The organism is Shewanella sp. DC2-4 (assembly GCF_013248875.1).
Classification (GTDB): domain Bacteria; phylum Pseudomonadota; class Gammaproteobacteria; order Enterobacterales; family Shewanellaceae; genus Shewanella; species Shewanella oncorhynchi.
In genome coordinates this window covers 2,235,942-2,261,873 of sequence record NZ_JABRVR010000002.1, presented here as the reverse complement: position 1 = coordinate 2,261,873, position 25,932 = coordinate 2,235,942, and the positions used below count along the sequence as shown (strand labels likewise).

The window sequence follows — 25,932 nt, the reverse complement described above, 5'->3', positions numbered from 1 at the left end:
TACAAAGGACGCTACTTTTTAAGGGGATGTAAAGAATGAAAACAAAATTAGCCACCTTTAGTTTAATTATTTCGGGCCTACTTTTTATGTCACATAACACCTTTGCCAATGATAAACCGTTCGCCATTGCGATCCACGGCGGCGCGGGGACGATTTCTAAAGCTAATCTCACCCCTGAACAACGCCAAGCCTACAAAGATAAGTTAAAGGAAGCGGTCGATAAAGGCTCAAAAGTCTTAGAGGAGGGCGGTGACAGCTTAGTGGCAGTACAAACCGCAATTAATATCCTTGAAAATAGTGCTCTGTTTAATGCTGGTATAGGCGCGGTTTATACCTATGACGGCGGACATGAATTAGATGCCTCTATTATGGATGGCAAAACGATGAATGCCGGCGCTGTCGCTGGAGTGCGTCATATTGCCAATCCAATTGACTTAGCCTTGGCCGTGATGAATAAATCTGAGCACGTGATGCTCTCGGGCGCAGGAGCGGAAGAATTTGCACTGACTCAAGGTTTTACTTTAGTGCCAAACCGTCATTTTGATACTGACGAGCGTTATCAGCAATTACTCGATGCACGGCAAAAACTGCAAGCTGCGGCTAAATCTGAACAAGTTGCTAATGTTGAGATGAAGGACCTCGATTACAAATTTGGTACCGTTGGTGCTGTCGCCTTAGATAAAAAGGGTAACTTAGCTGCAGGTACATCGACCGGTGGTATGACGGCAAAACGCTTTGGTCGTATCGGTGACTCTCCTGTCATCGGTGCTGGCACTTATGCTGAAAACGGTGTTTGTGCCGTATCGGCAACGGGTCATGGTGAATTCTTTATCCGTTACCTCGTCGCGGGGGATATTTGTGCCAAGGTGAAATATCAGCAAAAATCCATCATTCAGGCTGCAGATGAAGTTATTAATCAACGTCTTATCACTGCTGGCGGTTCAGGTGGTGTGATTGCAGTCGATCAGCGTGGCAATATTGCTACGCCATTTAATACCGAAGGTATGTACCGCGCCACCCGTAGTAATGGTGAGCCAGCCCAAGTGCTGATTTGGCATGATCAATAATGTCATTTGTAGAAGCATCTAGGTTTATAACTGACATGACTTAGAAACGTTAAAACTTCGAAACCTTAAAAAGCGAGTGCCGCAAAAGTGGGCTCGCTTTTATTTTTATATCTTAATTTTACTAATATCTTGAAAAGTAACCAGATAAATATCATTAAGCAGTATGGCTTATGATGTTTATCTGAGTGGTGCGGTTTGAGTTGGCCTAATAATTACCGCTGTTTAACCTTTAAAATTCAAATCTAGCAGTATAGAAGCCTAGATGTCCATATATCTAAATGATCTATTATTACTGTTTAATATATCAAATAGTTATTAATTCATTATCCATCGACCCATAAAGGCATAGAATCCGGCTCAGATAATGCATTAAATGGGAGTCATTGATGGAACAATTACCGATATTGAATTTAAGTGATTGGCATGCCGGTGGACAACGTCGTAACGCTTTTATTACTAAGCTTGCCGATGCTGCCAGAAGAATAGGGTTTTTCTATCTCACAGGCCACGGCATTGAGCTTGCTAGACAGCAGCAAGTACTTCAGTTAGCGGCAGATTTCTTTGCGCTGCCCGTCGTAGATAAACTTGCGGTGAAAATGGCTAATACACCGCATTTTCGCGGTTATACCCGTTTGCAAGGTGAATTGACCTTAGGGAAACCGGACTTGCGGGAACAGTTTGATATCATGCAAGAAGAAGTGGCTAACCCTCAGCAGTCTGATATGCCTATATGGTGGCAGCTACAGGGGCCTAATCAATGGCCGTCACAATTACCACAGATGAAATCGACTTTATTGGCATGGCAACAGGATTTAGCCGATACCAGTGTCACACTATTGAGGGCTTTAGCTGTTGCGCTAGAGCAGCCAGAAAGCGCCTTTGATGCCACGATCGAAGCGGGTCCTTATCAGCATATGAAGCTTATTCGCTATCCCAGCGCGGATGGACAGACTTCAGGCCAAGGCGTAGGGGCACACAAAGATCCTGGCTATTTGACCTTAGTGCTGCAAGATAAGCAATCCGGTTTAGAGGTTCAGACTGACAACGGTTGGTTAAGCATACCGCCATTAGAAGACGCCTTTGTGGTGAATATAGGTGAATTACTTGAGTTGGCTTCTAATGGGTATTTAAAGGCAACCAACCATAGGGTTACTAGCCCGCCTGCTGGGGTCGAGCGCTACTCGTGTGCCTTTTTTATGGCGGCGCAGTTGAATGCGACAGTTCCTTTGTTACCTTTGCCAAAGCATTTGGCGAACCAAGCTCAAGGACCGGCAAGCGATCCATTAAATCCTCTTTTCCACCAAGTGGGCCAGAACGTATTAAAAGGGCGTTTGCGCTCTCATCCCGACGTTGCTCAAGCACATTACGCCTCATTCGCTCATGCCATTTAATGGTTATTAGGATCTATTATGCAATTTAAAACTAAATTACTTCACACCCATTATGCCGCTGATAACTCGACGGGCGCGCTTACAACTCCTATCTATCAAAGTAGCACCTTCGCCTACGGTAGTGCCGAGGATGGTCGAGCCCGTTTTGCAGGTGAGCAACCGGGCTTTATCTACAGTCGCATGGCGAATCCGACAGTGCAGGCGCTTGAATATCAATTAGCACAACTGGAAGGGGCTGATGAAGCACTCGTTGTTGCGAGTGGGATGGCGGCAATCAGCAGTATTTTCTATGCCTTAGCGAGTCAAGGTGATGAAATCGCATTTATCGACCCCGTATACGGTGGCACTGCGGCATTTTTAATCCAAACGTTAACCCGCGCGGGTATTACTGTGCGCCGTTATCAAGATGATGATCATTTATTGGCAGAGATTACCGCCGAAACAAAAATTATTTTATTTGAGCCCATCACCAATCCGACCTTAAAAGTCAGTGACTACCGTAAGGTTAAGCGTGCCGCCGAAAAAGTGGGCGCTATAACCATTTGTGATAATACGTTTTTAACCCCGTATTTATTCAAACCGCTGGAACATGGCATTGATATTGTGATGCACAGTGCCACTAAGTATTTAAGTGGCCATGGCGATTTGATCGCAGGTGTTGTCGCTGGACCTAAGGCATTAATGCAACCTATTCGCACTATAGCGCTTAAACATATCGGCGCCGCGATTGGGCCACAGGAAGCCTATTTATTACAGCGAGGCTTACGTACCTTAGCACTTAGAATGGATGCTCATCTTGCGGGCGCGGCTAAGGTCGCCGCTTTTCTTGCAACCCATCCGAGCGTTGCAAAAGTTTATTACCCAGGGCTAGCAGAGGATCAAGGTCATCAAGTTCTGAGTGAAACCATCAACGCCTTTGGCGGTATGGTGAGTATTGAGCTCGAAGGGGGTTTTAATCGAGCGGCGCAGTTTTTAGATCATTTGAACTTGTTTACTCAAGCGGTCAGTTTAGGCGACTTAGAGAGCCTTGCCTGTCACCCAGCAAGTACCACCCATGCTGCTATGGATGCCGCAAGTCGGCTAGCTTCAGGGGTGAATGACAACCTGATTAGATTGAGCATTGGCGTCGAAGATCCTCAAGATTTGATTGCCGATCTTGAGCAAGCCTTAGCCATTTAAGTATATTGATACTAGCCATCCCCAGTTAAATTGATTGGGGATTTCAAACGTATAATGTTATTAATTTCGTCTATCTAAAGTTAATTTCCGTATTTTTTTACGTTTTTTTTACGCGTCAGAATTGTTTTCGTCTGTTAAAGTGAAAATCTGTATGACATAACGACTTACATTTTGATGGACAAACTAAGTGTTTTTAAACTCTCTGTTAGGTTGAGCTTTATTTCTGAGTGCCTACTCGCTATTTGCTTATATCTACCATCTTGGAGGGTGTCATCTAAAGCATTCTTATTTTACTCCAACTCGTTGTCGTTATGATTACACTTCAATGTTGTTTTCAATATGCGTATATGGCTGCATTTTTTGAAGCTATTCTGTTTATTTTTTATTTAACGCTCCTTATTATTCCTTCCCAATGATAGATGTGGCTGTTCTTATCAATCTAATCGCTTTTATTGTCATAGCCATTGTCGTGACGATAAGTCAACTTGCAGTCCACCTTAGACGACAACAAAGAGTATTAGGGGAAGATCTATTTCGTAACCTAACTTTGTTATCGATTGCACATGATTTTAGAACAGGACATGAGCGCTCGTATTTTATGATACCTAATAAATTATTCATTAAGTCTTTCACGATAAATATCTAAAGGTGAGTTGGAATGATTGCAGTCAGTGGAATACAGAAATCTAGCTCTCGATTTCATACCATAATTCATCTATGTAGCTTTTTGATTGTCATATATAGCTTCACCATGTTGATGCCTATCGCTGTTGCATTATTTTATAAAGATGGATATATCACTCCATTTTTAATCACATTCCTCCTCTCCCTTTTTATTGGTGTGGTCGGTTGGAAGATGACAAGTGAGGAAAATAAAAATCTGCAAAAACGTGATGGCTTCATGGTCGCTTGTTTATTTTGGCTGATATTTTCCTTAATGAGTGCATTACCTTTTCTTCTTGATAGACGATTGGACTTGAGTTTAACCGATGCCATGTTTGAAGGTGTGTCTGGCATTACGACGACTGGAGCCTCGATTTTTTCAGATATTGATGAACTACCCAAATCGATTTTATTTTATCGAGCACAGCTTAATTTCCTCGGTGGGTTAGGGATAATTGTTTTGGCCGTTGCAATTATGCCATTTCTTGGTATTGGTGGCGCAAAATTATATCAGTCTGAGATGCCAGGTCCCATGAAAGAGGAAAAGATGACGCCCCGCCTTGCGGATACGGCTCGAAATTTATGGGGGCTTTATAGCGTACTTGCCTTAGGTTGTGCAGTTGCTTATAAACTTGCAGGAATGAATTGGTTTAATGCCATATGTCATAGTCTATCTACCGTTTCATTGGGTGGATTTTCCACACATAGTGACAGCTTAGGATATTATAACAGTGCTGCAATTGAGCTTGTGGGTGGTGTGTTTTCAATACTGGCAGCAATCAATTTCGCCTTATACTACATAGTGTTAGTTCGGCGAAGCTTCAAGCCTATTTGGTATAATGCGGAGGTTCGATTTTTTATTCTCATATTATCTATCGTTGTTGGGATCGCTTGTTTAGAGCTGAATCGTACTCAAACTTTTGATATTAAAGATTCATTGGTACATGGATTTTTTCAAACAGTTTCAGTTATGACGGACAATGGATTAGGCTCTGCAGGTTATCCTAATTGGCCCAGTCATATTGTGCTTTTATTATTAGGCGCGAGCTTTTTTGGTGGATGCTTTGGTTCTACTTGTGGCGGTATTAAAGCTGTCAGATTTTTACTTTTGTACCGTCAAGGGATCCGAGAAATTCATCAATTGGTTCATCCTAATGCCATTTTAACGACAAAGATCAGTGGCCAAGTTGTTTCAGACAGAGTCATTCGTTCAGTATGGGGATTATTTTTCCTGTACATATTTTTTACTTGCGTTTTTGTATGGGGATTGGTCGCCATTGGACATGATTTTGCCACCGCCTTTGGAACCGTCGCTGCGTGCATTAATAATATGGGAATTGGTTATGGTGACACTGCATCTGGATTTGGCACGTTAAAAGATGCGGCTAAATGGCTGATGTGTGTCGCTATGCTTTTTGGGCGATTAGAAATATTTCCTGTACTCATCATTTTCTCACGGGCATTCTGGCGATTTTAATTTTAAGTGTATTTTATGGTTGATTTGTCGAATTGACTGGGAGGGTCAGTAAATGAAATGGTTATTGAGATGTATATTACTCATTATGCTAGTAGGGTGTCAGAAATCGCCAGTTTATACCAAGTTAGAAGGCCTTGCGCAGGGAACGAGTTGGCATGTGACATTTTGGAGTAAAGACAAGTTAAATAGTACAGAGATAAATCGCGAGATTGAGCGGCAATTGGCAGAAATAGATCTTCATATGTCTACTTACCGTTCAGATTCAGTGATTTCTCGTTTTAACAGTATGCACTCCGCTATGGCGGTCGGGGATGATATTTTAGGGCTCATAGGGATAGCCAAGGAGGTCACTTCAAAAACGGAGGGTTGTTATGATTTGACCATTAAACCATTATTCGATTTGTGGGGATTTACCCATAATCAATTAACTATTCCTACAGAAAATGCACTTCAACAGACATTAACCTATGTTGGCTTACATCATTTAAGTATTGATAATCAAATGTTAACTAAAGATTTGCCAGAGGTACATCTTGATTTATCTTCGATTGGACAGGGATATAGCGTAGGCAAAGTTGCAGATGTGCTAAAGCGATACAATATCGATAATTATTTGGTAGAGATTGGCGGTGAAATGGTCGTACACGGCAGTAAGCTCGACGGTTCTGCTTGGAAAATCGCGATTGAAAAACCACTGCCCGAACAGCGAATAATGCAAAAGGTTCTGCTTATTAATTTCCCTCAAGCGATCATGACATCGGGTACATATCGTCATTATTTTGATCATTTAGGGCAGCGTTATTCACATATTATTGATGCGCGAACCGGTAAACCCGTAACCCATAACACAGTATCTGTAACTGTATTGGCAACGGATCCGGCTAGAGCAGATGCTTGGTCTACAGCGTTATTATGTTTAGGAAGTCAAGAAGGATTAGTCGTCGCTGATCAGAATGATATAAAAGCATTATTTATTGATGAAAATAAAGGTGTACTTAAAGAGATTAAGACTGATAGCTATAATAAAATGCAAAATATAGAGCTTAATTAATCTACAATATCATCGCTTGGTCATGTGTTAATGCCAGTTAGTATTTCTAGCTGGCATTTTTATTTTACTTTTATAGCTAATGCCATGGTTTATTGTGGCCTTATTTACCACTGATTATGATGACTTTTACGTATTCTTTACGGGATTAGTCATTTGAACTCTAGAGACTTTACGCGGTTAATTCATATATTTGTCCTGTTACTCACTTTCTTAAGGACAAATTATATGGACTGGATATTTCTAATACTTTCCATAGCACTTTTCATCTACTTAGCAGTGGCAATGTTTGCCCCTAATAAGTTTTAGGAGTCGTTATGTTTGAAATTACCCTTATTTTTACTACTGCGCTTGGGCTCGCATGGCTGTTGGGATCCTATATGACAGGGGTTTTCTCTGGTCAGTCCCATTTTTCAGATCGTTTATTTAATCCCATTGAAAAGTGGATTTATCGGGCTATAGGCGTAAATGCCCATTCGGGAATGACATGGAAATCCTATGGTGCGGCGTTTCTTATCAGCAACTTGGTACTTGGCATTTTGGCGTTTCTTATCCTTAAATTCCAACATGTGTTACCACTTAACCCCGATGGTATAGGACCATTATCTTGGGATCTGGCTTTGCACACTGCGGTGTCATTCCTCACCAATACCAATCAACAGCACTATTCCGGGCAGGCTCAGCTCAGTTATTTATCCCAAGGATTTGTCATTGTCACGCTGCAATTTGTTACTCCAGCCATGGCGCTGGCGGTTTGTGTGGCGATTTTGCGGGGAATGTTAGGCGGGTTGAATAATGACAGCGCCAAAGAGGGCGAGGCTCGAAATCTGGGTAACTATTATGTTGACTTAGTGCGCGGTGTGCTCAGACTTATGCTGCCATTAGCGGCTATTGTGGCGCTGTTACTGACTTGGCAAGGCGTACCGAGTAGTTTTGACGGTGCGCAAAAAGTAAACACCTTAGATTCTGCATCACCTATCAATGAGCAGGTCGTTCCGATCGGCCCCGTTGCTTCTATGGTGGCCATCAAGCAGTTAGGCACTAATGGCGGGGGCTGGTATGGCCCCAACAGTAGTAACCCTCTTGAAAACCCAACGCCAGTCAGTAATGCAATCGAGACCATTGCCTTAGTGCTGATCCCTATGGCCGTCGTCTTTATGGCTGGCGGAATGCTAAGACGCAAAAAATTTACCTTGATGGCTCTGGTTGCTATGGGTTTATTGAGCGTCAGTTTTCTGGGGGCAACTGTGTACAGCGAGTTGCAACCCAACGCTGCCTTTGCGGGATTAAGCGCCCAAGGGCCTAATATGGAGGGTAAAGAAGTTCGCTTTGGACCTGAGCTATCGGCGCTATGGGCTTCTTTTACCACACAAACCTCTAACGGTTCGGTCAATGCTATGCACGATTCGTTCAATCCAATAGGGGGATTGATGACACGATCAGGCATGTTACTCAATGCGATATGGGGCGGTATTGGCTGCGGTTTTGTTAACTTTATCGTTTATGTGTGGATTGCTGTTTTCTTATCGGGATTGATGATTGGCCGTACGCCAGAGATATTTGGTCGTAAGCTCGAAACCCGTGAAATCACCCTTTTGGGAAGTTTATTAGTTTTACCTACCTTGTGCGTCTTAGGTTTGACGGCGATCACTGTGGCTATCCCGAGTATTACGGGCAACAGCAACCCCGGCTTTCATGGAATTTCGCAAGTCTTTTACGAATATACCTCCGCTTTTGCTAATAACGGTTCGGGTTTTGAAGGCTTAGGTGATAACACGCCTTGGTGGAATATCAGTTGCGTTATCGCCTTACTACTCGGTCGATACCTGCCGCTGTTTTTACCGCTGGCGATTGCGGGGATGATGTCGAGTAAAAGAGTGAGCCCCGGCAGTAACGCGAGCTTGAAGCTCGAGAGTCCCACCTTTTGTTTCACCCTTATTGCTGTGATTTTAATCATTAACTTCCTGTCTTTCTTACCTGCGGCGGTATTAGGGCCTATTGGCGAAGCTTTAGAACTTGCCACTATGAGTCTGGAGAAATAGTCATGCATAAACCTGCTCAAATATTAGATAGCGCCGGCGTGAAGCAAGCTGCCTTCGGTGCTGTAAAGAAAATGTCCTTAGTGAGTATGGCTGGCAACCCAGTGATGTTCGTGGTGATGGTGGGCGGTTTACTCGCCGCTTTGATCACAGGACAAAAGTTCATCAATGGCGAGACTGTTGGTTTTGAGTTAGCCACGACCCTTATTCTTTTACTTACCGTGTGGTTTTCTAACTTTGCGGAATCCGTGGCAGAGGCAAGGGGTCGCGGACAAGCGGCCAGCTTAAAGTCGGCGAAAGAGGCCTTGCAGGCTCGGCGTATACGCCACGGTGAGTTGGAGTCAGTATCCGCAACTTTGCTTGTCAAAGGCGATAAGGTGAAGGTTTTACAGGGTGATTATATTCCTGCCGATGGTGAAATCATCGAAGGGATAGCCACTATCAATGAATCGGCGATTACCGGTGAATCTGCGGCTGTGCTGCGTGAAGCGGGTACAGATCATTCCGGTGTGATTGGCGGCACTAAGGTACTTACGGGTGAAATTACCGTGCTGGTTGCCAACGATCCTGGGAATAGCTTCTTAGATCGCATGATAGGGCTGGTCGAAGGGGCAAAGCGTCAGAAAACACCGAACGAAACGGCGTTGACTGTGCTACTTGCATCATTGACTGCGGTTTTCCTCATCGTGGTGGTGACTTTGCCACCCATGGCGGGTTTCGTCGGTGCAAGCCTTGATTACACTATGTTAATTGCGCTGTTAGTGTGTTTGATCCCAACGACGATTGGTGGCTTGTTACCTGCCATTGGTATTGCAGGCATGAACCGCGCCTTAGCCGCCAATGTGGTCGCTAAATCGGGTAAAGCCGTGGAAGTTGCGGGGGATATCGATACGTTACTGCTGGATAAAACGGGCACTATCACTTTCGGTGATCGTCAAGCGACCGCATTTTTACCCGTGAAAGGCATTGCTGCTGAGATGTTGCGTGATGCGGCGGTACTGTCTTCTCTAGATGACCCCACCCCTGAAGGGAAATCTGTACTCAAATTGGCCATAGATTTGGGCGCGGTATTGCCCGTCAAACCTACGGATGCGACTTTTATCCCTTTTACGCCGGAGACTCGGGTTTCTGGGGTGATTTTAACCGATGGTATTCAAGGCATTAAAGGCGCGGGCGATGCGATGCAGTTTTGGGCGCAGCAGCATCAAATTCACTGGCCTGAATCTGTTAACGCGCTTATCCGCAAAGTGGCTTTGCAGGGGGGCACTCCCTTAGTCGTCGCCAGTGGCACGCACATTTTAGGGGTTATAGCCTTAAGTGACGTGATTAAGCCAGGCGTTGCGGAGCGGTTTGCCCGTTTAAGAGCGCTCGGTGTGCGGACCATCATGGTGACTGGGGATAATCCGCTAACGGCTGGCGTGATTGCCGCCGAAGCTGGGGTCGATGATTTTGTCGCTGAAGCTAAACCTGAGGATAAACTTGCCCTTATTCGTGCAGAGCAGGCCAAAGGTCGATTAGTGGCTATGGTGGGGGATGGCACTAACGATGCGCCGGCATTAGCGCAGGCCGATGTAGGTCTTGCGATGAACTCAGGTACCCAAGCCGCTAAAGAAGCTGGCAATATGGTGGATTTGGATTCTGATCCCACTAAATTACTGGCTATCGTTGAAGTCGGAAAACAATTGCTGATCACCCGTGGCGCCTTGACTACATTTTCCCTCTCTAATGATGTGGCTAAGTATTTTGCCATTATTCCAGCGGTATTTGCGGGGGCTTTGCCTGCGATTGGTGCACTGGATCTGATGCAGCTTCACAGCCCAACCTCTGCCGTACTCGCAGCGCTCGTATTTAACGCTCTTATCATTCCCGCCTTAATTCCATTGGCATTAAAAGGCATCAAACTCAGACCCACAAGTGCCGAAAAATTACTGCGAAATAACATGCTGATTTATGGCTTAGGTGGGGTGATTTTACCCTTTGTCGGCATTAAAGCACTCGACTCAATCATTGCCCTTATGCTCTAGGAGACAGTAATGAATTCAATCGTATATACCACTAAAACTCAGCATGCCGTTATGGGATTGAGAGCCAGTCTTGCCCTGTTATTTGTGTGTGGCGTTGTCTATACCGGCACTGTGACTCAGCTCGGTGGCGCTTTATTTCCCGTACAAGCTAAGGGCAGTGTGATCCACAGGGATAATATCGCTATGGGGTCTGAGTTCATCGCTCAGCCCTTTGTTAATCCGGCCTATTTTTTTAGTCGGCCGAGCGCTGTCGGTTACGATCCTATGGCGACAGGTGGTAGTAACCTTGCGCCGAGTAACCCGGCGTTACGTGAACGTGTGATGGCAACAAGCCAAGAAATCCAAGCCAGAGAATCTGTTCAGGCCGCTGATATCCCTGTGGATTTACTCGCCACATCGGGGGCGGGACTGGATCCCCATATTTCACCCGCTGCAGCCAAACTGCAAGTCGCGCGCGTGGCTCAGGCTCGACAGTTAGCCGAACCACAAGTGTTGACCTTAGTGGCGCAATTTATCGAACCACCGCAGTGGGGCATTTTTGGGCAAGCGCGCGTCAATGTGCTCAAGCTCAACCTCGCTCTTGACCAGATTGCTAAACACGCTCAATAAAACAATATTCTACTGAATTTAAGGATAAATTTTTATGTTACCGATTAAGTCTGCTCCTTGTTCACGCCTCTGTGCGGGTGTAATGATGGCATTATCTTCACTCTCTATGGGCGCGTTTGCCAGCACTGAGACTCATGGGGGCAATGCCTCTTGGCAGAGTCAAGGGAGTGTGATGCTCATCAGTGATTATGCGTTTCGCGGTATTTCTCAAACTGATGAAGGACCTGCAGTTCAAGCAGGGTATACCTTAAGTCATGATTCTGGCTGGTATGGCTCGCTTTGGGGCAGTAACATCGAATTTGGGGATGGAAGTTTAGAACTCGACTTGTCCGCTGGCTGGGCCAAGGATTGGGATAATGGCTTAACAACGGACCTAGGCGTGATACGTTACCAATACTCTCAGGACGATACCGACCTGAGTTATAACGAAATTTATGCTGTGGTAAGCTACGCCGATGCTAAGTTAGGGCTGGTTTATTCTCCTGATTATTTTGGCGAGAATGTGGACGATTTTCAGTATGTTTATGCCAGTTATGAACCGCAGCTGTTCTCTAATGTAAGTCTAGTACTGCATCTTGGGAGCAATTTTTTTGCTTCTCAGCAAGATATGGCACTGTTTTTAGGTTCTATGGCCGCTAGCAATAGCCACTATTTAGATTGGCGAGTTGGGCTGAACCTCAATATGACTGAGCAGGATGTGTTGAGTGTCGGTTATGTCGATACGGATTTATCGCAGAGTCAGTGCCAGTCCCTGTGTGATGCGCGCTGGATAGTGAGTCTTTCAAGGAGTTTCTAATCGTGGTACCAATCAGTCAAACACAGCAAGCCAATGCGCTCTTAAGTCAGATACAGCAAAATGATAAAGGTAAACTGACGGTTTTTCTTGGAGCGGCACCTGGCGTGGGCAAGACCTATGCAATGCTCAGTGCGGCAAGGGAAATGGCCCAGCAAGGTGTCGATTTGCTGGTTGGACTGGTGGAAACCCATGGGCGTGCCGATACCGAGGCTATGGTAGCGGGTTTTGAGGTATTGGCACGTAAACCCATTGATTATCATCATAATCGTTTAACGGAATTCGATTTGGATGCGGCGCTGCTTCGTCGGCCTAAGCTTATCTTAGTCGATGAGTTGGCCCACACGAATGTCCCCGGTAGTCGCCATAAACGGCGCTATCAAGACGTCGCAGAATTATTGGCTGCGGGCATTGATGTCTATACCACAGTCAATATCCAACATTTGGTCAGTTTGAATGATCTGGTGTTGCAAATTACTCAAGTGCGGGTACGGGAAACAGTCCCCGATCGCTTCCTTGATGAAGCCCATGAAATTATATTTGTCGATTTACCGCCATCAACACTCATCGAACGCTTACAGCAAGGCAAAGTTTATCTGCCAGAGTATGCTCGCTCGGCTTTAGATGCTTTTTTTTCGGTCTCGAATTTGACTGCACTGCGCGAATTAGCAATGAAAAAAGTCATAGAGCGAGTCGATGCCAAGCTGATTTGCGAGCTAGATGCTAAGGCTCTCGGCACAGAGTTTGTACTCAAAGACAGATTGTTGGTTTTAGTGAGCAACAGCAGTGATCATCAATACTTGATCCGCATAGGCCGACAGATTGCCGAGCGGCGGCAAATTCCTTGGTTAGTGCTTTGGGTCGATACCGGCAAAGCGCTGGGCCTTTATCAGCGGAAAAGGCTAAATGAGGCCTTTGCCTTAGCGAAGGAACTTGGCGCGCAGACCGAAGTATTACGCGACACGAGCAGTTATCAGGCCATTTTACCTTACATAGCCCTGCATCGAATTAACACAGTATTAGTCGGCGCGGGTGTGAAACGCACCTATCCTTGGTGGCGTAAAAGGCTGTATCAACGCTTGATTGAGTCTGGTTTACCTGTTGAGGTGAGTGTCTATCACGCACCCGAAAACCAAATGCAAGTACGAGATCCCATTACGCCTAAAGCCAGTTTTGGTGATCTTCGAGGCCATATTCTTGGGCTGATTGGCGTGGTGGTTATTTTTCCGCTGGTGGCATTTTTAGATACTTGGCTCAGTAATGGCAATCTGGTGTTGTTATATGTTTTCTTGATTGTCAGCATTGGCTTAACCTATGGCGCTAGGCCTGCCATGGCAACTGCGGTGTGGTCTTTTTTCAGCTTTAATTTTTTTCTTACTGATCCCAAATTTACTATGAATGTAAATAGTCAGGATGATATTGCCACTTTAATCTTTTTGATGTGTATAGGGCTTATCAGTGGCCCTGCGGCATCTCGGATCCGAAATCAGTTTATTTTACTGCGTGAGTCAAATCGTTATGCTGAAACCTTAAAAGATGTTGCCCAAGAATTATCGGTCGCCGATGATGAAAAAGCCCTTTGGCAAACGATAGGGCGCAAGATTGCTGGTTCAGTGAATGCCGATTGTTATATTGTTTTGCAGCGTAAAGATGGTCAGCGATCCTATTTACCGCTGCTGAATACGCCATTTAACGACCTTGATTTAGCCGCAATCGATTGGACCTTGCGCCATGGGCAAGCGGCGGGGCGTTTGAGCGATACCTTGAGCGCATCGGGTGTGAGTGTGTTCCCCATTGAACTGGAAGGTACGACGATTGGCGCGGCGATTTTAGATTGGCAACCTACGGTCAACGAACTCAGTCCGTTTGATAGAGAGCTTATTCTGGCCATGTTACAGCAAGGCGCTAATACATGGCGGCGTATTCAGTTAGTGTCAGATCTTGAATCGGCACGGGTGAAAACAGAAATTGAGCAGTTACGTTCCGCATTATTATCGTCAGTGTCTCACGATCTAAAATCACCACTCTCAGCCATGATGGGGGCGGCGGAGAGCTTAAAATTATTGAATAAACAATTGCTAGAGGCCGACCGTAACGAACTACTTGATACTATTTTGCAAGAAAGCCGTCGCTTGGACAGCTATATCCAAAATCTACTCGATATGACACGTCTGGGTCATGGCACTTTGAGCATAGAGCGTGATTGGGTTTCGGCAGATGACATTATTGGCAGCGTACTTGGCAGGCTTAAACGCTATTTCCCTAATGCAATCGTTGAATATCACAGAGAAAAAGAACCCCCACTCCTCTTTGTGCATGCGGCGCTGATTGAGCAAGGATTATTTAACATTCTAGAGAATGCTGTTCGATTTTCACCACCAGAAGAGCCTATTTGTATTGAATTGACCATTTCTAATCACCGTTGCTGTATTGCCATTGAAGATAGAGGGCCAGGGATTCCCGCCAGCCATAGGGATCAAATTTTCGATATGTTTTATGTGGTTGCCGATGGCGATCAGAAAAAACAGAATACAGGTATGGGGCTGGCTATTTGCAAAGGCATGATAGCTGCACACGGCGGTAGTGTTCGCGTTACCGATTGCCTACAGGGGCAAGGTACTCGTTTTGAAGTTGAATTGCCGTTAGACTATCCCGTTCCTGGCTAATCATTTTTAGCCAAAATATCCTTAATAAACCACAGAATGGACTAGAGACGTGGCAATAAAAATCGTGGTTATCGATGATGAGACCCAAATACGCCGCATGCTGCGGATTGCACTCACCAGTGAGGGCTATGACGTTACCGAAGCTGAAAATGGTCAGCAAGGGCTCGCAGCTGTTGCTCGACAGCAACCTGAATTAGTTATTTTGGATTTAGGCTTGCCGGATATGGAAGGCCATCAAGTGCTACAGGAGTTACGGGGATGGTCCGATGTTGCTGTGATTGTATTGTCGGTTCGCAATCAAGATAAAGAAAAAGTCGCAGCATTAGATGCTGGCGCGCAGGATTATGTGACCAAACCCTTTAGTGTGGAAGAGTTACTGGCAAGGGTGCGAGCGATTTTAAGGGACCATATCAAACCTGAAAAATTACCCATATTAGATGATGGCAAGTTACAGATTGATTTAAGTCGCAGGCTGGTTAAAGTTGATCATCAAATTGTCGAACTCACACCCAAGGAATACGCAGTATTGTCTAAATTGGCGTCGTCACCTAACTGCGTTGTCACTCAGACTCAGTTGCTCAAAGAAATTTGGGGACCCGCTCATACAGAAGACACACATTATCTACGAATTGTGGTCAGTCACTTAAGGCAAAAATTAGGCGACTCCCCGAGTGAACCTCAGTATGTGCGGACTGAGCCCGGTGTAGGCTATCGCTTTTATATCGACTTATAACTTGTATCAATAGCGAATTAAAACGCGTTGGAATGACAAGTAAAATGATCACCGAAGACGGATGGCATTACCTGCCATCATTGAAGCTCAATCGGATACTTGCCTGATTTCAGTTTGTAGCGTTCGCTTCAGTTAACTCTAAGTCGCTCTTTCTGGCTGCCTTTGTTGACGCTATTTTTGTCCTGTTAGCTCTTGTTGACATTGGATTATACCAATCGTATTAAATATCTGTTCATTCAGCGGGAGTTCAACGCGCTTTAGACAAGGCGAAGGCTTGAAGGCATAGTGGTGCTCTGTCGAAAGCCTTAAACGCAGTATAAAGCGCGTTGAAACCCGCCCTTCGGGAGGCACACAGGCATCCCACTCCCGTGTTGCATAGACTTAAAAGGGAATAACCATTTCTGCGTCAATGCGCCTTGGATTGAGATGCCTGTGAGGCTCTGAACTGATTAGATATTTAATGTGATTGGTATTATGCACTAGATAAGCCCAATCGATATAAATCGCACATTCTTGCCGATATTTTGACTAGACTACAAACGTAGGGTTAATTCGAGGGAAAGACTATGGACTTAATTAAAATCCGCGACCATATGGATCGTCAGCCCGTGTTGCTGCGCGCTAATATGTCGCTCGCGACTGCGGTCGAAAAGTTGTTAGATAATAATAAAATGGGCGCAGCAGTGGTTGATGATACGGGCGATTTGGTGGGCTTTTTATCCCAGCAGGATTGTTTGGCTGTGATGATTAAAAGTAGCTATCACTGTGATATGACCTCAGTGGTGAAGGATTGCATGCGCACTGAAGTGCTGTTCGTTGGGCCAGATGACAGTATTTTGCAGCTCGCCGAACAAATGCTAGGGCCTAAACCTAAAGTGTATCCAGTGGTTGAACATGGCAAAGTAATTGGCACGATTAATCGCACCAATGTGCTCAAAGCCATGAATATCTATATGCAACAATGTTATCTGTCACCGGTTTAATCTAAGTCGAGCCAGTGCGAAACTGACACGCCATATACTGAGTGCAGAGTAAATTAGCAATACCATTACGCCACTTTCCTTGCTAGGATCGCCGTTTTTGATGCTAGCAATGGAATTTGGATTTGAACTCAGACAAACATCCGCTATCGAACGCCTTTCTTAATCTTTGTTATCAGAGCGACGCGTCGCGGATCCGTCGTCGTTTATTTAAGCTCAATAAAGAAGCCGACTCAGATAAAAAGACCCAAGTCTTAGCTCAGCTGAGCGAGCAAGCGCAGGCGGCGTTTGAGAAGGTTGAGCAGCGCCGTAACGCTCGCCCTAAAATCCACTATCCTGAAAACCTGCCTGTTTCCTTGATGCGCGATGATATTGCACGCGCGATTGCGGGCAATCAAGTGGTGATCATCGCCGGTGAAACGGGCTCGGGCAAAACAACCCAGTTACCTAAAATCTGTTTGGAATTAGGCCTAGGTTGCCGTGGCATGATAGGCCACACCCAGCCACGACGTTTAGCAGCCCGCAGTGTGGCGAGCCGAGTCGCAGAAGAATTACAAAGTCCGCTCGGTGAAGTGGTTGGCTTTAAAGTGCGTTTTGCCGATGCGCTTAAGAGTGACTCTTATATCAAGTTGATGACCGACGGTATTTTACTGGCGGAATTGACCTCCGATCGCAATCTCGATCAATACGATACCATCATCATAGATGAGGCCCACGAGCGCAGCCTCAATATCGATTTTATTCTGGGCTACCTTAAACAGATCCTTAAAAGACGCCCCGATCTCAAAGTCATCATCACGTCGGCGACCATAGATGTTGAGCGTTTTTCTCAGCATTTCAACAATGCACCTATTATCGAAGTGTCGGGCCGTACCTTTCCGGTCGAAACCCGTTATCGTCCATTGGTGCAAGATAGCGATGCCGATTTAGATCAAATCGAAGGCATTTTTGCCGCGGTCGATGAGCTGGTGGCCGAAGGGCTGGGCGACATTCTGATCTTTATGAACGGCGAGCGGGAAATTCGCGATACGGCCGAGCAATTGAGTCGGCGTAATTACCGCGATACCGAAATTTTGCCGTTGTACGCGCGTTTATCTTACGGTGAGCAGTCTAAAGTTTTCAGTAGTCACAGAGGTCGGCGGATTGTATTAGCGACCAACGTGGCGGAAACCTCGTTGACAGTGCCAGGCATTCGCTATGTTATCGACCCAGGTACGGCGCGTATCAGCCGCTATAGCTATCGCACTAAGGTGCAACGCTTACCGATTGAACCTATCTCGCAGGCGAGCGCCAATCAGCGCCAAGGCCGTTGTGGACGAGTAGGGCCGGGTATTTGTATTCGTTTGTACGATGAGGCGGATTTTAATAATCGTCCGGCGTTTACCGATCCTGAAATCTTGCGCACTAACTTGGCTTCGGTCATTTTGCAGATGCTCGCCATCGGCCTAGGTGATATCGCCGGTTTCCCCTTTATCGAGCCACCGGATCCACGCCATATCCGCGATGGTTTCCTGTTGCTCGAAGAATTACAAGCGGTTGAGAGTAAACACGGCAAGCTAGTATTGACGCCACTTGGGCGTAATTTGGCGCAAATTCCTGTGGACCCGCGTTTGGCGCGTATGGTGGTCGAGAGTCAGCAGTTAGGTTGTTTGAACGAAGTGCTAGTGATTGCTGCGGGCTTATCGATTCAAGATCCCCGCGAACGTCCGATGGAGAAGAAGCAAGCCAGTGATGAAGCCCATCGCCGTTTTGCCGATCCCAGTTCCGATTTCGTCAGTTGGATAAACCTGTGGCAGCACTTAAAAGATCAACAAAAAGAGTTATCTGCTAGTCAGTTCCGTAAAAAGTGCCGCGATGAATATTTGGCCTATTTGCGCGTTCGCGAGTGGCAGGATTTATACGCCCAGCTTAAACAAGCCGTGCACGATTTAAAGTGGCGCTTAAACGATACGCCAGCTAATTATGACAGCTTGCACCGCGCGCTCTTATCGGGCTTATTGAGTCATGTGGGTTTTAAAGATAACAATAACGAGTACTTAGGTGCCCGTAATCGTAAATTCTTTGTATTCCCAGGTTCGCCACTGGCCAAAAAAGGCCCTAAGTGGATCATGGCTGCTGAGCTTACTGAAACATCGCGCCTATTCGCTCGCTGCTGCGCCAAAATCGAACCCGAATGGCTAGAGCCCTTAGCGGCGCATTTGATTAAGAAAAGCTATGTTGAGCCCCATTTTGAGGCAAAACCTGGCAGCGTTATCGCCCTTGAGAATCAAGTGCTCTACGGCTTGACGGTTGTGCACCGTCGTAAAGTGCAATACGGCCCCATCGATCCCGTTGAAGCGCGTGAGATTTTTATCCGCAGCGCTTTGGCAGAAGGGCAGTTACAGACCCAAGAAGCGTTTTTTGTCGCTAACCAAAAGCTGCTCGAAGACATTGAATCCCTCGAGCATAAATCCCGTCGCCGCGATATTTTGGTGGACGAGCAAGTGTTAGTGGATTTTTACGAGCCGCGGATCCCGGAAGGGATTTACAACGCCCAGCTGTTTTTTGGCTGGTGGAAGAAGGCCAAGCGCGAGCAACCGGATTTACTCGATTTCAGTAAAGCACTGTTAATGCAGCGCAATGCCGACCATATCTCGACCTTGGATTTTCCCGATACGTGGCACAAGGGCAATTTGCGCCTGCAGCTAAGTTATCACTTTGAACCCGCGGCGGCGGATGACGGCGTGTCGGTTCACATTCCGGTGGCGCTGCTTAATCAAATCGACGATAGCGATTTTGATTGGCTAGTGGCAGGGCTAAGGGAAGAAAAGTGCATCGCGCTGATCAAATCTTTGCCTAAGAGTTTACGACGTAATTTTGTGCCCGCGCCTGACTATGCCCGCGCTTGTGTGCAGGCTATGGTGCCTTTTAGTGCCAGTTTGCTTGAAGCTATGTGCAAGCAATTGCTGCGCATGAGTGGCACGCGTATATCGCCGGAGGATTTTGATTTAACGCAACTGCCCGCGCATTTGCAGATGAACTTTAAAATCGAAGACGATAAAAACAACTTAGTGGCCGAAGGTCGTGTGCTCGATACCTTAAAAGCCGAGTTGCAGGGCGTGGTGGCGAAGGCCATTCGTCAGGTCGCGGATAAAGGTATAGAGCAAGAAGCGTTAACTGAGTGGTCCTTTGGCGATTTGCCGCAGCAATATCAGCAGCAAAAAGGCAATTACCAAGTGCGGGCGTTTCCGGCGCTGATCGATAAAAAAGACAGTGTTGCGATCAAATTATTTGATGATGAATTTGAGGCCTTAGATGCCCATCGCCAAGGTCTGCGACGGTTATTGCTGCTAAACATTCCATCACCGGTGAAACACTTACAGCAAGCTTTGCCGAATAAGGCGAAATTGGCGATGTATTTCAATCCCTTCGGTCAAGTGCAAATCTTGATTGATGACATTATTGCCGCCGCTGTGCAGCAATTGTTGGATGAAAAAGCCCTCGATGTGCGTAATCAAGCCCAATTTGAGCAGGCAAAGGATTGGGTTCGCCAAGAACTCAACCCGACCGCCGAGCAAATTGCCTTGAAGGTTGAGCAGATTTTGACCTTGTATCAGAGCATTAAAAAGCGTCTTAAGGGCAAAATTAGCTTAGATATTGCCTTTGCTATGAGTGATATTCAAAGCCAATTAGACAAGTTAGTGTTTAAAGGGTTTGTCGAATCTTGTGGTTGGAATCGTTTAGCCGATGTGGCGCGTTACTTAAAAGCGATTGAAATCCGTGTCGAGAAGTTGCCCGTTGATCCGACCCGTGACCGTTTGCATATGCAGAGCATCAACAAGGTTCAAGAAGCTTTAATCGCACAACTGGCTAAAGTACCGCGTTCTATGCCGACACCACCTGCGTTAATCGAGGCGCGCTGGATGATTGAAGAGTACCGCGTCTCTTGTTTTGCGCAGGTGTTAGGCACGGCGTATCCGATATCTGAAAAGCGCATTTTGAATCATATTCAACAGGTTTAATAGACTGATTTAAAGGTCGAGCTGAGCGCCTTTGTCCGATTGATGTAACAATAACGCGATCAAGAAATGACTAAACAAACCGAGAAAACTAACCATTTTCTCGGTTTTTTATTTTCCCTATGCTTACTCTGCTCACGCGATATACCTCCAGTGATGCGCCATGAAATGAGCGCTTTTTCTGGGTGGCAGCGATGCTTTTATGCCGAATATCTTTCTTTTGGGATCAAGTCGTTATCTCGCATGTTTTAACACCTTTCTATTGCCTACTCCTTTATGAATACTCAGGTTTTTTTTGCGGGTTTTCTGTTGTTTTCTTGCAGTGATTTATCCATTTTAGTCGCTTATTAATCATAAAATCAATTCAAACACCTAACTTGTAATTGCAAAAAACGTTTAAAAACTGAGATCTGACGAATACTCACATCAAATTGATGATCTGGATCAAGCATCATCCGCTTTACCAATTTGGAGGTATACATTTTGTTAACAACTAAAAGGTATGATCGCTTCGTGATCCAAAGATGCAATAGATATACATAAAACCTGCCGCTGGCGATTTTTTGCAGCGCATTCAAAGTGGCAGGAACACACCTCTTGGAGGATGCATGAGTGCTAGCACCGCAGAAGAAAAATCCTTAGAACTGAAAATCTTTATCTTTTTAACCGTGTTTCTCGCACCGTTATTGTCCGTACTACTGGTCAGTGGTCTGGGCTTTGCTATTTGGTTCAGCCAAATTTTGACGGGTCCACCGGGCGCTGGTTAAACGTAACATCATCAAATAGTTAAAAATAAGAGTGGAATGTCGGATGAGCAAAGAACTCCATATCACCAGTTTAGTGGTGCAGGTCTTACCGCAGAAAATGGCAGATGTTAGACAACAGATAATGACCATTGAAAATGCCGAACTTTCCGTCAACAACGAAGTGAAATTGGTCGTCGTGATCGAAGGCGAGACGCAACGCGCCTTGATGGACAGTATCGAAGCGATCAATGCCATTCCGGGCGTGTTATCAGCCACTATGGTTTACCACCAGAGTGAAGTGCTCGAAGAGGGTGAAGAATGAATATGAACAGACGTGACTTTATCAAGGCCAATGCGGTGATTGCCGCTGCAGGCGCCGCTGGTTTAGCCTTGCCCGCTGGCGCAAGCAACTTAATTACCAGCTCAGAACAAACCAAATTAGAGTGGAATAAAGCCCCTTGCCGTTTTTGCGGCACGGGTTGCTCCGTGATTGTCGCAACTCGCGACGGTAAAGTGGTTGCGACCCATGGCGATGCCAACAGTGAAGTGAACCGTGGGCTCAACTGTATCAAGGGCTATTTCCTGTCGAAAATCATGTATGGCAGCGATCGCTTAACCACGCCTATGCTGCGGATGACAGATGGCAAATACGACAAGCACGGTGAGTTTTCGCCCATCAGTTGGGACAGTGCCTTCGACATCATGGCGCAAAAATGGAAAGAAACCATTAAAGCCAAAGGGCCAACTGCTGTGGGCATGTTTGGCTCGGGCCAATGGACTGTGTGGGAAGGTTATGCTGCCGTTAAGTTGATGAAAGCGGGTTTTGGAACGAATAATATCGATCCGAATGCGCGTCACTGCATGGCGTCAGCCGTGGTCGGGTTTATGCGCACCTTCGGTATCGACGAACCTATGGGTTGCTACGACGATATGGAAGCCGCCGATGCCTTTGTCCTTTGGGGCTCGAATATGGCGGAGATGCACCCGATCCTCTGGAGTCGAGTGACAGACAGACGTCTCAGTGCCAGCCATGTAAAAGTGGCCGTGTTGTCGACTTTTGAACACAGATCCTTCGATTTGGCCGACTTGCCGATCGTGTTCACCCCGCAAACCGATTTAGCCATTTTGAACTACATAGCTAACTACATCATTCAGAATGATAAAGTGAACTGGGACTTCGTGAAGAAACACGTTAACTTCCGTCAGGGCACAACAGATATTGGTTATGGTTTACGTCCGGCACATCCCCTTGAGAAAAAAGCGAAAAATGTTAAAACGGCGGGGGATTCAACCCCAATTGATTTTGAGACCTTTAAAGCCTTCGTGGCGGATTATAGCGTCGAAAAAGTCAGTAAGTTGTCGGGCGTGCCCGAGGATAAACTGATTGCGCTGGCCAAGCTGTATGCTGATCCCGACATCAAAGTGACCTCATTTTGGACCATGGGTTTTAACCAACATACCCGAGGTGTGTGGTGTAACAACCTGATTTATAACATTCATCTCTTGATGGGTAAAATTTCAACGCCAGGTAACAGTCCATTCTCTTTGACGGGTCAACCATCAGCCTGCGGCACGGCCCGTGAAGTGGGGACGTTTTCCCATCGTTTACCTGCTGATATGGTCGTGACCAATCCTGAACACAGAAAGCATGCCGAAGATATTTGGAAGATCCCAAGCGGCATTATTCCACCTAAACCCGGTTATCACGCCGTCGAGCAAAACCGTCGTCTAAAAGATGGCGACTTAAATTGTTACTGGGTGCAAGTGAACAACAATATGCAGGCGGGCCCAAACATCAATGAAGAAGGTTTACCGGGTTACCGTAACCCAGCCAACTTTATCGTGGTGTCCGATGCCTATCCGACGGTTACGACTCAAGCTGCCGATTTGATTTTGCCCACCGCTATGTGGGTGGAAAAAGAGGGCGCCTACGGTAACGCCGAGCGCCGCACTCAGTTTTGGCATCAAATGGTGCAGGCACCGGGTGAGTCCCATTCGGATCTGTGGCAATTGATGGAGTTTGCGAAGCGTTTCACTACAGACGAAGTCTGGCCTAAGGATGTATTAGCGGCGAACCCTGAGTTTAAAGGGAAAACCCTATTCGAAGTCCTGTATCAGAACGGTAATGTTGATAAATTCCCGCTTGCGGATGCCGATCCTAAGTATTTGAACGATGAGGCTAAACATTTTGGCTTCTATGTCCAAAAAGGCTTATTCGAGGAATATGCGACTTTTGGCCGCGGCCATGGCCACGATCTCGCCCCATTTGATGTTTACCATGAGGCTCATGGTCTGCGTTGGCCTGTGGTCGATGGTAAAGAAACTAAGTGGCGCTTCCGTGAAGGCACAGATCCTTATGTTAAAGCGGGTAAGGGCTTTGAGTTTTACGGTCATCCCGATGGTCGCGCGGTGATTTTCGCGCTGCCCTATGAACCTGCCGCAGAAGCACCCGATGAAGAATATGATATCTGGTTGTCGACGGGGCGAGTGCTGGAACACTGGCATTCGGGTTCTATGACCCAACGTGTGCCTGAGCTATATCGTGCCTTCCCCGATGCCGTATGTTTTATGCACCCTGAAGATGCGAAAAAACGCGGTCTGCGCCGTGGCGATGAAATTCGCGTTGTGTCCCGTCGCGGTGAAATTAAGACCCGAGTTGAAACCCGTGGCCGCAATAAACCGCCCGTGGGTTTAGTGTTCGTGCCTTGGTTTGATGCTAGCCAGCTCATTAATAAAGTCACTTTAGATGCGACAGATCCCTTGTCAAAACAAACTGACTTTAAAAAGTGTGCGGTGAAGATCGTCAAGGTTTAAGGAGAACACGATGAAAACCCTAAAATTAGTCTCAGCGATCGGTTTATTGGTATTTGGCTCATTCATCATGACCAGTGTGTCTGCCGCCAGTATTCCCGAAGATAAAATTGATACCCTGCGCCAAGCGCCTATCAATGTCGAGCCTACGCCACCTGCGATGCAAAGTGTGCGTAATACCGATGTGAAGGAAGTGCGCAGCTATCCCATGCAACCACCAGTGATCCCACACAAGATCGACGGCTATCAGCTTGATCTTAAAGTGAACAAGTGTATGGCTTGCCATGCTCGTAACCGCATTGGTGATTCGCAAGCGCCTATGGTCAGCGTCACGCATTTTATGGACAGGGACAATAACTTCTTAGCCGAGTTATCGCCGCGCCGCTATTTCTGCACTCAGTGTCATGTGCCGCAGTTAGATGCCAAGTTACTGGTCGAAAACGACTTTGTGGATATGGAACATCTGATCAAAGCCAACACTGAGCAGAAAAAACACTAGGAGTTAGCATGTTAGATAAACTGAAAAAAATCTGGCAGGTACTCAATCGTCCGAGTGTGCATTACAGTTTAGGTTTTTTGACCTTAGGTGGTTTTGTGGCTGGCGTGATTTTCTGGGGCGGGTTTAACACTGCCCTAGAAGTGACCAACCAAGAAGCTTTCTGTATTGGTTGCCATGAGATGGAAAATAACGTCTATCAAGAGTTACAGACGACGATTCATTTCACTAACCGCAGTGGCGTGCGGGCGACGTGTCCTGATTGCCACGTACCGCATAACTGGACCGATAAAATTGCCCGTAAGATGCAGGCATCTAAGGAAGTGTGGGGTAAGGTTTTTGGGACGATTAATACCCGTGAGAAGTTTGAAGATAAGCGTCGTGAACTGGCAGAACATGAGTGGGCAAGGTTAAAGGCCAATGATTCGCTCGAGTGTCGTAACTGCCATAACTTCACTTACATGGACTTTACTCGCCAATCACCCAGAGCGGCGCAGATGCACTCAACGTCACTGGCAAGCGGCGAAAAGACCTGTATCGACTGCCACAAGGGGATTGCTCATCATCTCCCTGACATGGCTGGTGTGAAGGGGTTTTAATCTAGGCACAGTGTTTATCCGTGTGACTTAGCCTTGCTAAGTTGGACAACTCCAGCAAAAGGCCAAGCGTACTCCACGCTTGGCCTTTTTATTGGCACGTCACTATTCTATTTCTTGGAGATGCTTCAATAGGGTGTTATTCAGTCCGATTAGCGCGCTACAATCTGACTGAGATAGTCTTGCTTGTATGAGAGGTAAAGAGATCATGATGGAAGATCTGCCGCAACTTGAAAAACTGTTAGAAGATATTTTATGTACCAGCCCGAGTCTGTTTGAAATAGTGCAGGGGGTGCGACAGGAGGTCAAAACTGCCGCTACCACATCGTCGCGGGCCATGACTGAAGCCGTTAAGTACGGCGGTATACTCTTTAGCACCAAAGCCAGTTTTGGTGGTGTGTTTGCCTATAAACAGCATGTTTCATTGGAGTTTAGGTTAGGCGCGAATCTTAGCGATCCACATAAGGTACTTGAAGGCAGTGGCAAATTTCGTCGCCATATTAAGTTGGTGTCAATCGATGATATTGCTGCCAAGCGAGTCGCGGAATATATTGCGCAGGCGTTGAGTCTGGCAGATTAATGGTTGTTTAGCCGCATGATGTGACTAAAACGGACG

General features: G+C 46.2%; 21 protein-coding genes. 20 read left to right on the top strand and 1 reads right to left on the bottom strand.

What is annotated here, in order from left to right:
* The first annotated feature begins 35 nt into the window (after positions 1–35).
* From HQQ92_RS10695 to HQQ92_RS10640, 12 genes are all read left to right on the top strand, one after another.
* The gene (locus HQQ92_RS10695; protein WP_028760160.1) at positions 36–1,067 is read left to right on the top strand and encodes an isoaspartyl peptidase/L-asparaginase family protein; all 1,032 of its coding nucleotides are present in this window, start codon (positions 36–38) and stop codon (positions 1,065–1,067) included.
* A gap of 386 nt (positions 1,068–1,453) precedes the next feature.
* The gene (locus tag HQQ92_RS10690; protein WP_028760159.1) at positions 1,454–2,458 is read left to right on the top strand and encodes an isopenicillin N synthase family oxygenase; all 1,005 of its coding nucleotides are present in this window, start codon (positions 1,454–1,456) and stop codon (positions 2,456–2,458) included.
* 18 nt (positions 2,459–2,476) lie between these two features.
* The gene (locus HQQ92_RS10685; RefSeq protein ID WP_131525159.1) at positions 2,477–3,637 is read left to right on the top strand and encodes a PLP-dependent aspartate aminotransferase family protein; all 1,161 of its coding nucleotides are present in this window, start codon (positions 2,477–2,479) and stop codon (positions 3,635–3,637) included.
* Between the two features lie 658 nt (positions 3,638–4,295).
* Positions 4,296–5,777: a TrkH family potassium uptake protein gene (locus HQQ92_RS10680; RefSeq protein WP_049821715.1), complete on the top strand. Its 1,482-nt coding sequence runs from the start codon at positions 4,296–4,298 to the stop codon at positions 5,775–5,777.
* A 52-nt stretch (positions 5,778–5,829) separates the two neighbouring features.
* On the top strand, positions 5,830–6,828 hold the full coding sequence (locus tag HQQ92_RS10675; protein WP_173245221.1) for an FAD:protein FMN transferase: 999 nt from the start codon (positions 5,830–5,832) through the stop codon (positions 6,826–6,828).
* A 225-nt stretch (positions 6,829–7,053) separates the two neighbouring features.
* A complete protein-coding gene (locus tag HQQ92_RS24005) occupies positions 7,054–7,134 on the top strand; it encodes a potassium-transporting ATPase subunit F (RefSeq protein WP_105252297.1) in 81 nt (26 codons plus the stop codon).
* A gap of 8 nt (positions 7,135–7,142) precedes the next feature.
* Positions 7,143–8,867 carry a potassium-transporting ATPase subunit KdpA gene (gene kdpA / locus HQQ92_RS10665; protein ID WP_173245218.1) on the top strand — a complete coding sequence of 575 codons (1,725 nt, stop codon included), beginning with the start codon at positions 7,143–7,145 and terminating at the stop codon, positions 8,865–8,867.
* 2 nt (positions 8,868–8,869) lie between these two features.
* Complete coding sequence (gene kdpB, locus HQQ92_RS10660) at positions 8,870–10,888, top strand: potassium-transporting ATPase subunit KdpB (protein ID WP_173245214.1); 2,019 nt, start codon at positions 8,870–8,872, stop codon at positions 10,886–10,888.
* Positions 10,889–10,897: 9 nt separating this feature from the next.
* Positions 10,898–11,497: a potassium-transporting ATPase subunit KdpC gene (gene kdpC / locus HQQ92_RS10655; RefSeq protein WP_173245210.1), complete on the top strand. Its 600-nt coding sequence runs from the start codon at positions 10,898–10,900 to the stop codon at positions 11,495–11,497.
* Between the two features lie 34 nt (positions 11,498–11,531).
* The gene (locus HQQ92_RS10650) at positions 11,532–12,293 is read left to right on the top strand and encodes a TorF family putative porin (protein ID WP_173245207.1); all 762 of its coding nucleotides are present in this window, start codon (positions 11,532–11,534) and stop codon (positions 12,291–12,293) included.
* Between the two features lie 2 nt (positions 12,294–12,295).
* Complete coding sequence (locus HQQ92_RS10645) at positions 12,296–14,956, top strand: sensor histidine kinase KdpD (protein ID WP_105252301.1); 2,661 nt, start codon at positions 12,296–12,298, stop codon at positions 14,954–14,956.
* A gap of 49 nt (positions 14,957–15,005) precedes the next feature.
* Positions 15,006–15,689, top strand: a complete 684-nt coding sequence (locus HQQ92_RS10640; protein ID WP_028760150.1) for a response regulator — start codon at positions 15,006–15,008, stop codon at positions 15,687–15,689.
* A 171-nt stretch (positions 15,690–15,860) separates the two neighbouring features.
* On the opposite strand, the gene HQQ92_RS23935 is transcribed toward HQQ92_RS10640, so the two are convergent.
* Positions 15,861–16,040, bottom strand: a complete 180-nt coding sequence (locus HQQ92_RS23935; protein ID WP_081729037.1) for a hypothetical protein — start codon at positions 16,038–16,040, stop codon at positions 15,861–15,863.
* A 215-nt stretch (positions 16,041–16,255) separates the two neighbouring features.
* Here HQQ92_RS23935 and HQQ92_RS10635 point away from each other — a divergent pair, with 215 nt between their 5' ends.
* The 8 genes from HQQ92_RS10635 (at position 16,256) to HQQ92_RS10600 (ending at position 25,896) form a co-directional block, all read left to right on the top strand.
* Complete coding sequence (locus HQQ92_RS10635; protein WP_028760149.1) at positions 16,256–16,672, top strand: CBS domain-containing protein; 417 nt, start codon at positions 16,256–16,258, stop codon at positions 16,670–16,672.
* A 122-nt stretch (positions 16,673–16,794) separates the two neighbouring features.
* The gene (gene hrpA, locus HQQ92_RS10630) at positions 16,795–20,670 is read left to right on the top strand and encodes an ATP-dependent RNA helicase HrpA (protein ID WP_375539961.1); all 3,876 of its coding nucleotides are present in this window, start codon (positions 16,795–16,797) and stop codon (positions 20,668–20,670) included.
* A gap of 605 nt (positions 20,671–21,275) precedes the next feature.
* Positions 21,276–21,434 (top strand): nitrate reductase, encoded by a 159-nt coding sequence (locus tag HQQ92_RS10625; RefSeq protein ID WP_028760147.1) that lies wholly within the window; start codon positions 21,276–21,278, stop codon positions 21,432–21,434.
* A 43-nt stretch (positions 21,435–21,477) separates the two neighbouring features.
* Positions 21,478–21,735, top strand: coding sequence for a chaperone NapD (locus tag HQQ92_RS10620; protein WP_028760146.1), 258 nt, complete (start codon positions 21,478–21,480; stop codon positions 21,733–21,735).
* Between the two features lie 2 nt (positions 21,736–21,737).
* Positions 21,738–24,227 carry a nitrate reductase catalytic subunit NapA gene (gene napA / locus HQQ92_RS10615; RefSeq protein WP_105253112.1) on the top strand — a complete coding sequence of 830 codons (2,490 nt, stop codon included), beginning with the start codon at positions 21,738–21,740 and terminating at the stop codon, positions 24,225–24,227.
* Positions 24,228–24,237: 10 nt separating this feature from the next.
* Entirely contained in the window at positions 24,238–24,723 is a 486-nt protein-coding gene (locus tag HQQ92_RS10610) for a nitrate reductase cytochrome c-type subunit (protein ID WP_105252303.1), read from the top strand.
* A gap of 8 nt (positions 24,724–24,731) precedes the next feature.
* Positions 24,732–25,319 carry a cytochrome c3 family protein gene (locus HQQ92_RS10605; RefSeq protein ID WP_028760143.1) on the top strand — a complete coding sequence of 196 codons (588 nt, stop codon included), beginning with the start codon at positions 24,732–24,734 and terminating at the stop codon, positions 25,317–25,319.
* 205 nt (positions 25,320–25,524) lie between these two features.
* Positions 25,525–25,896 (top strand): DUF1801 domain-containing protein, encoded by a 372-nt coding sequence (locus HQQ92_RS10600; RefSeq protein WP_254306323.1) that lies wholly within the window; start codon positions 25,525–25,527, stop codon positions 25,894–25,896.
* Positions 25,897–25,932 lie beyond the last annotated feature (36 nt).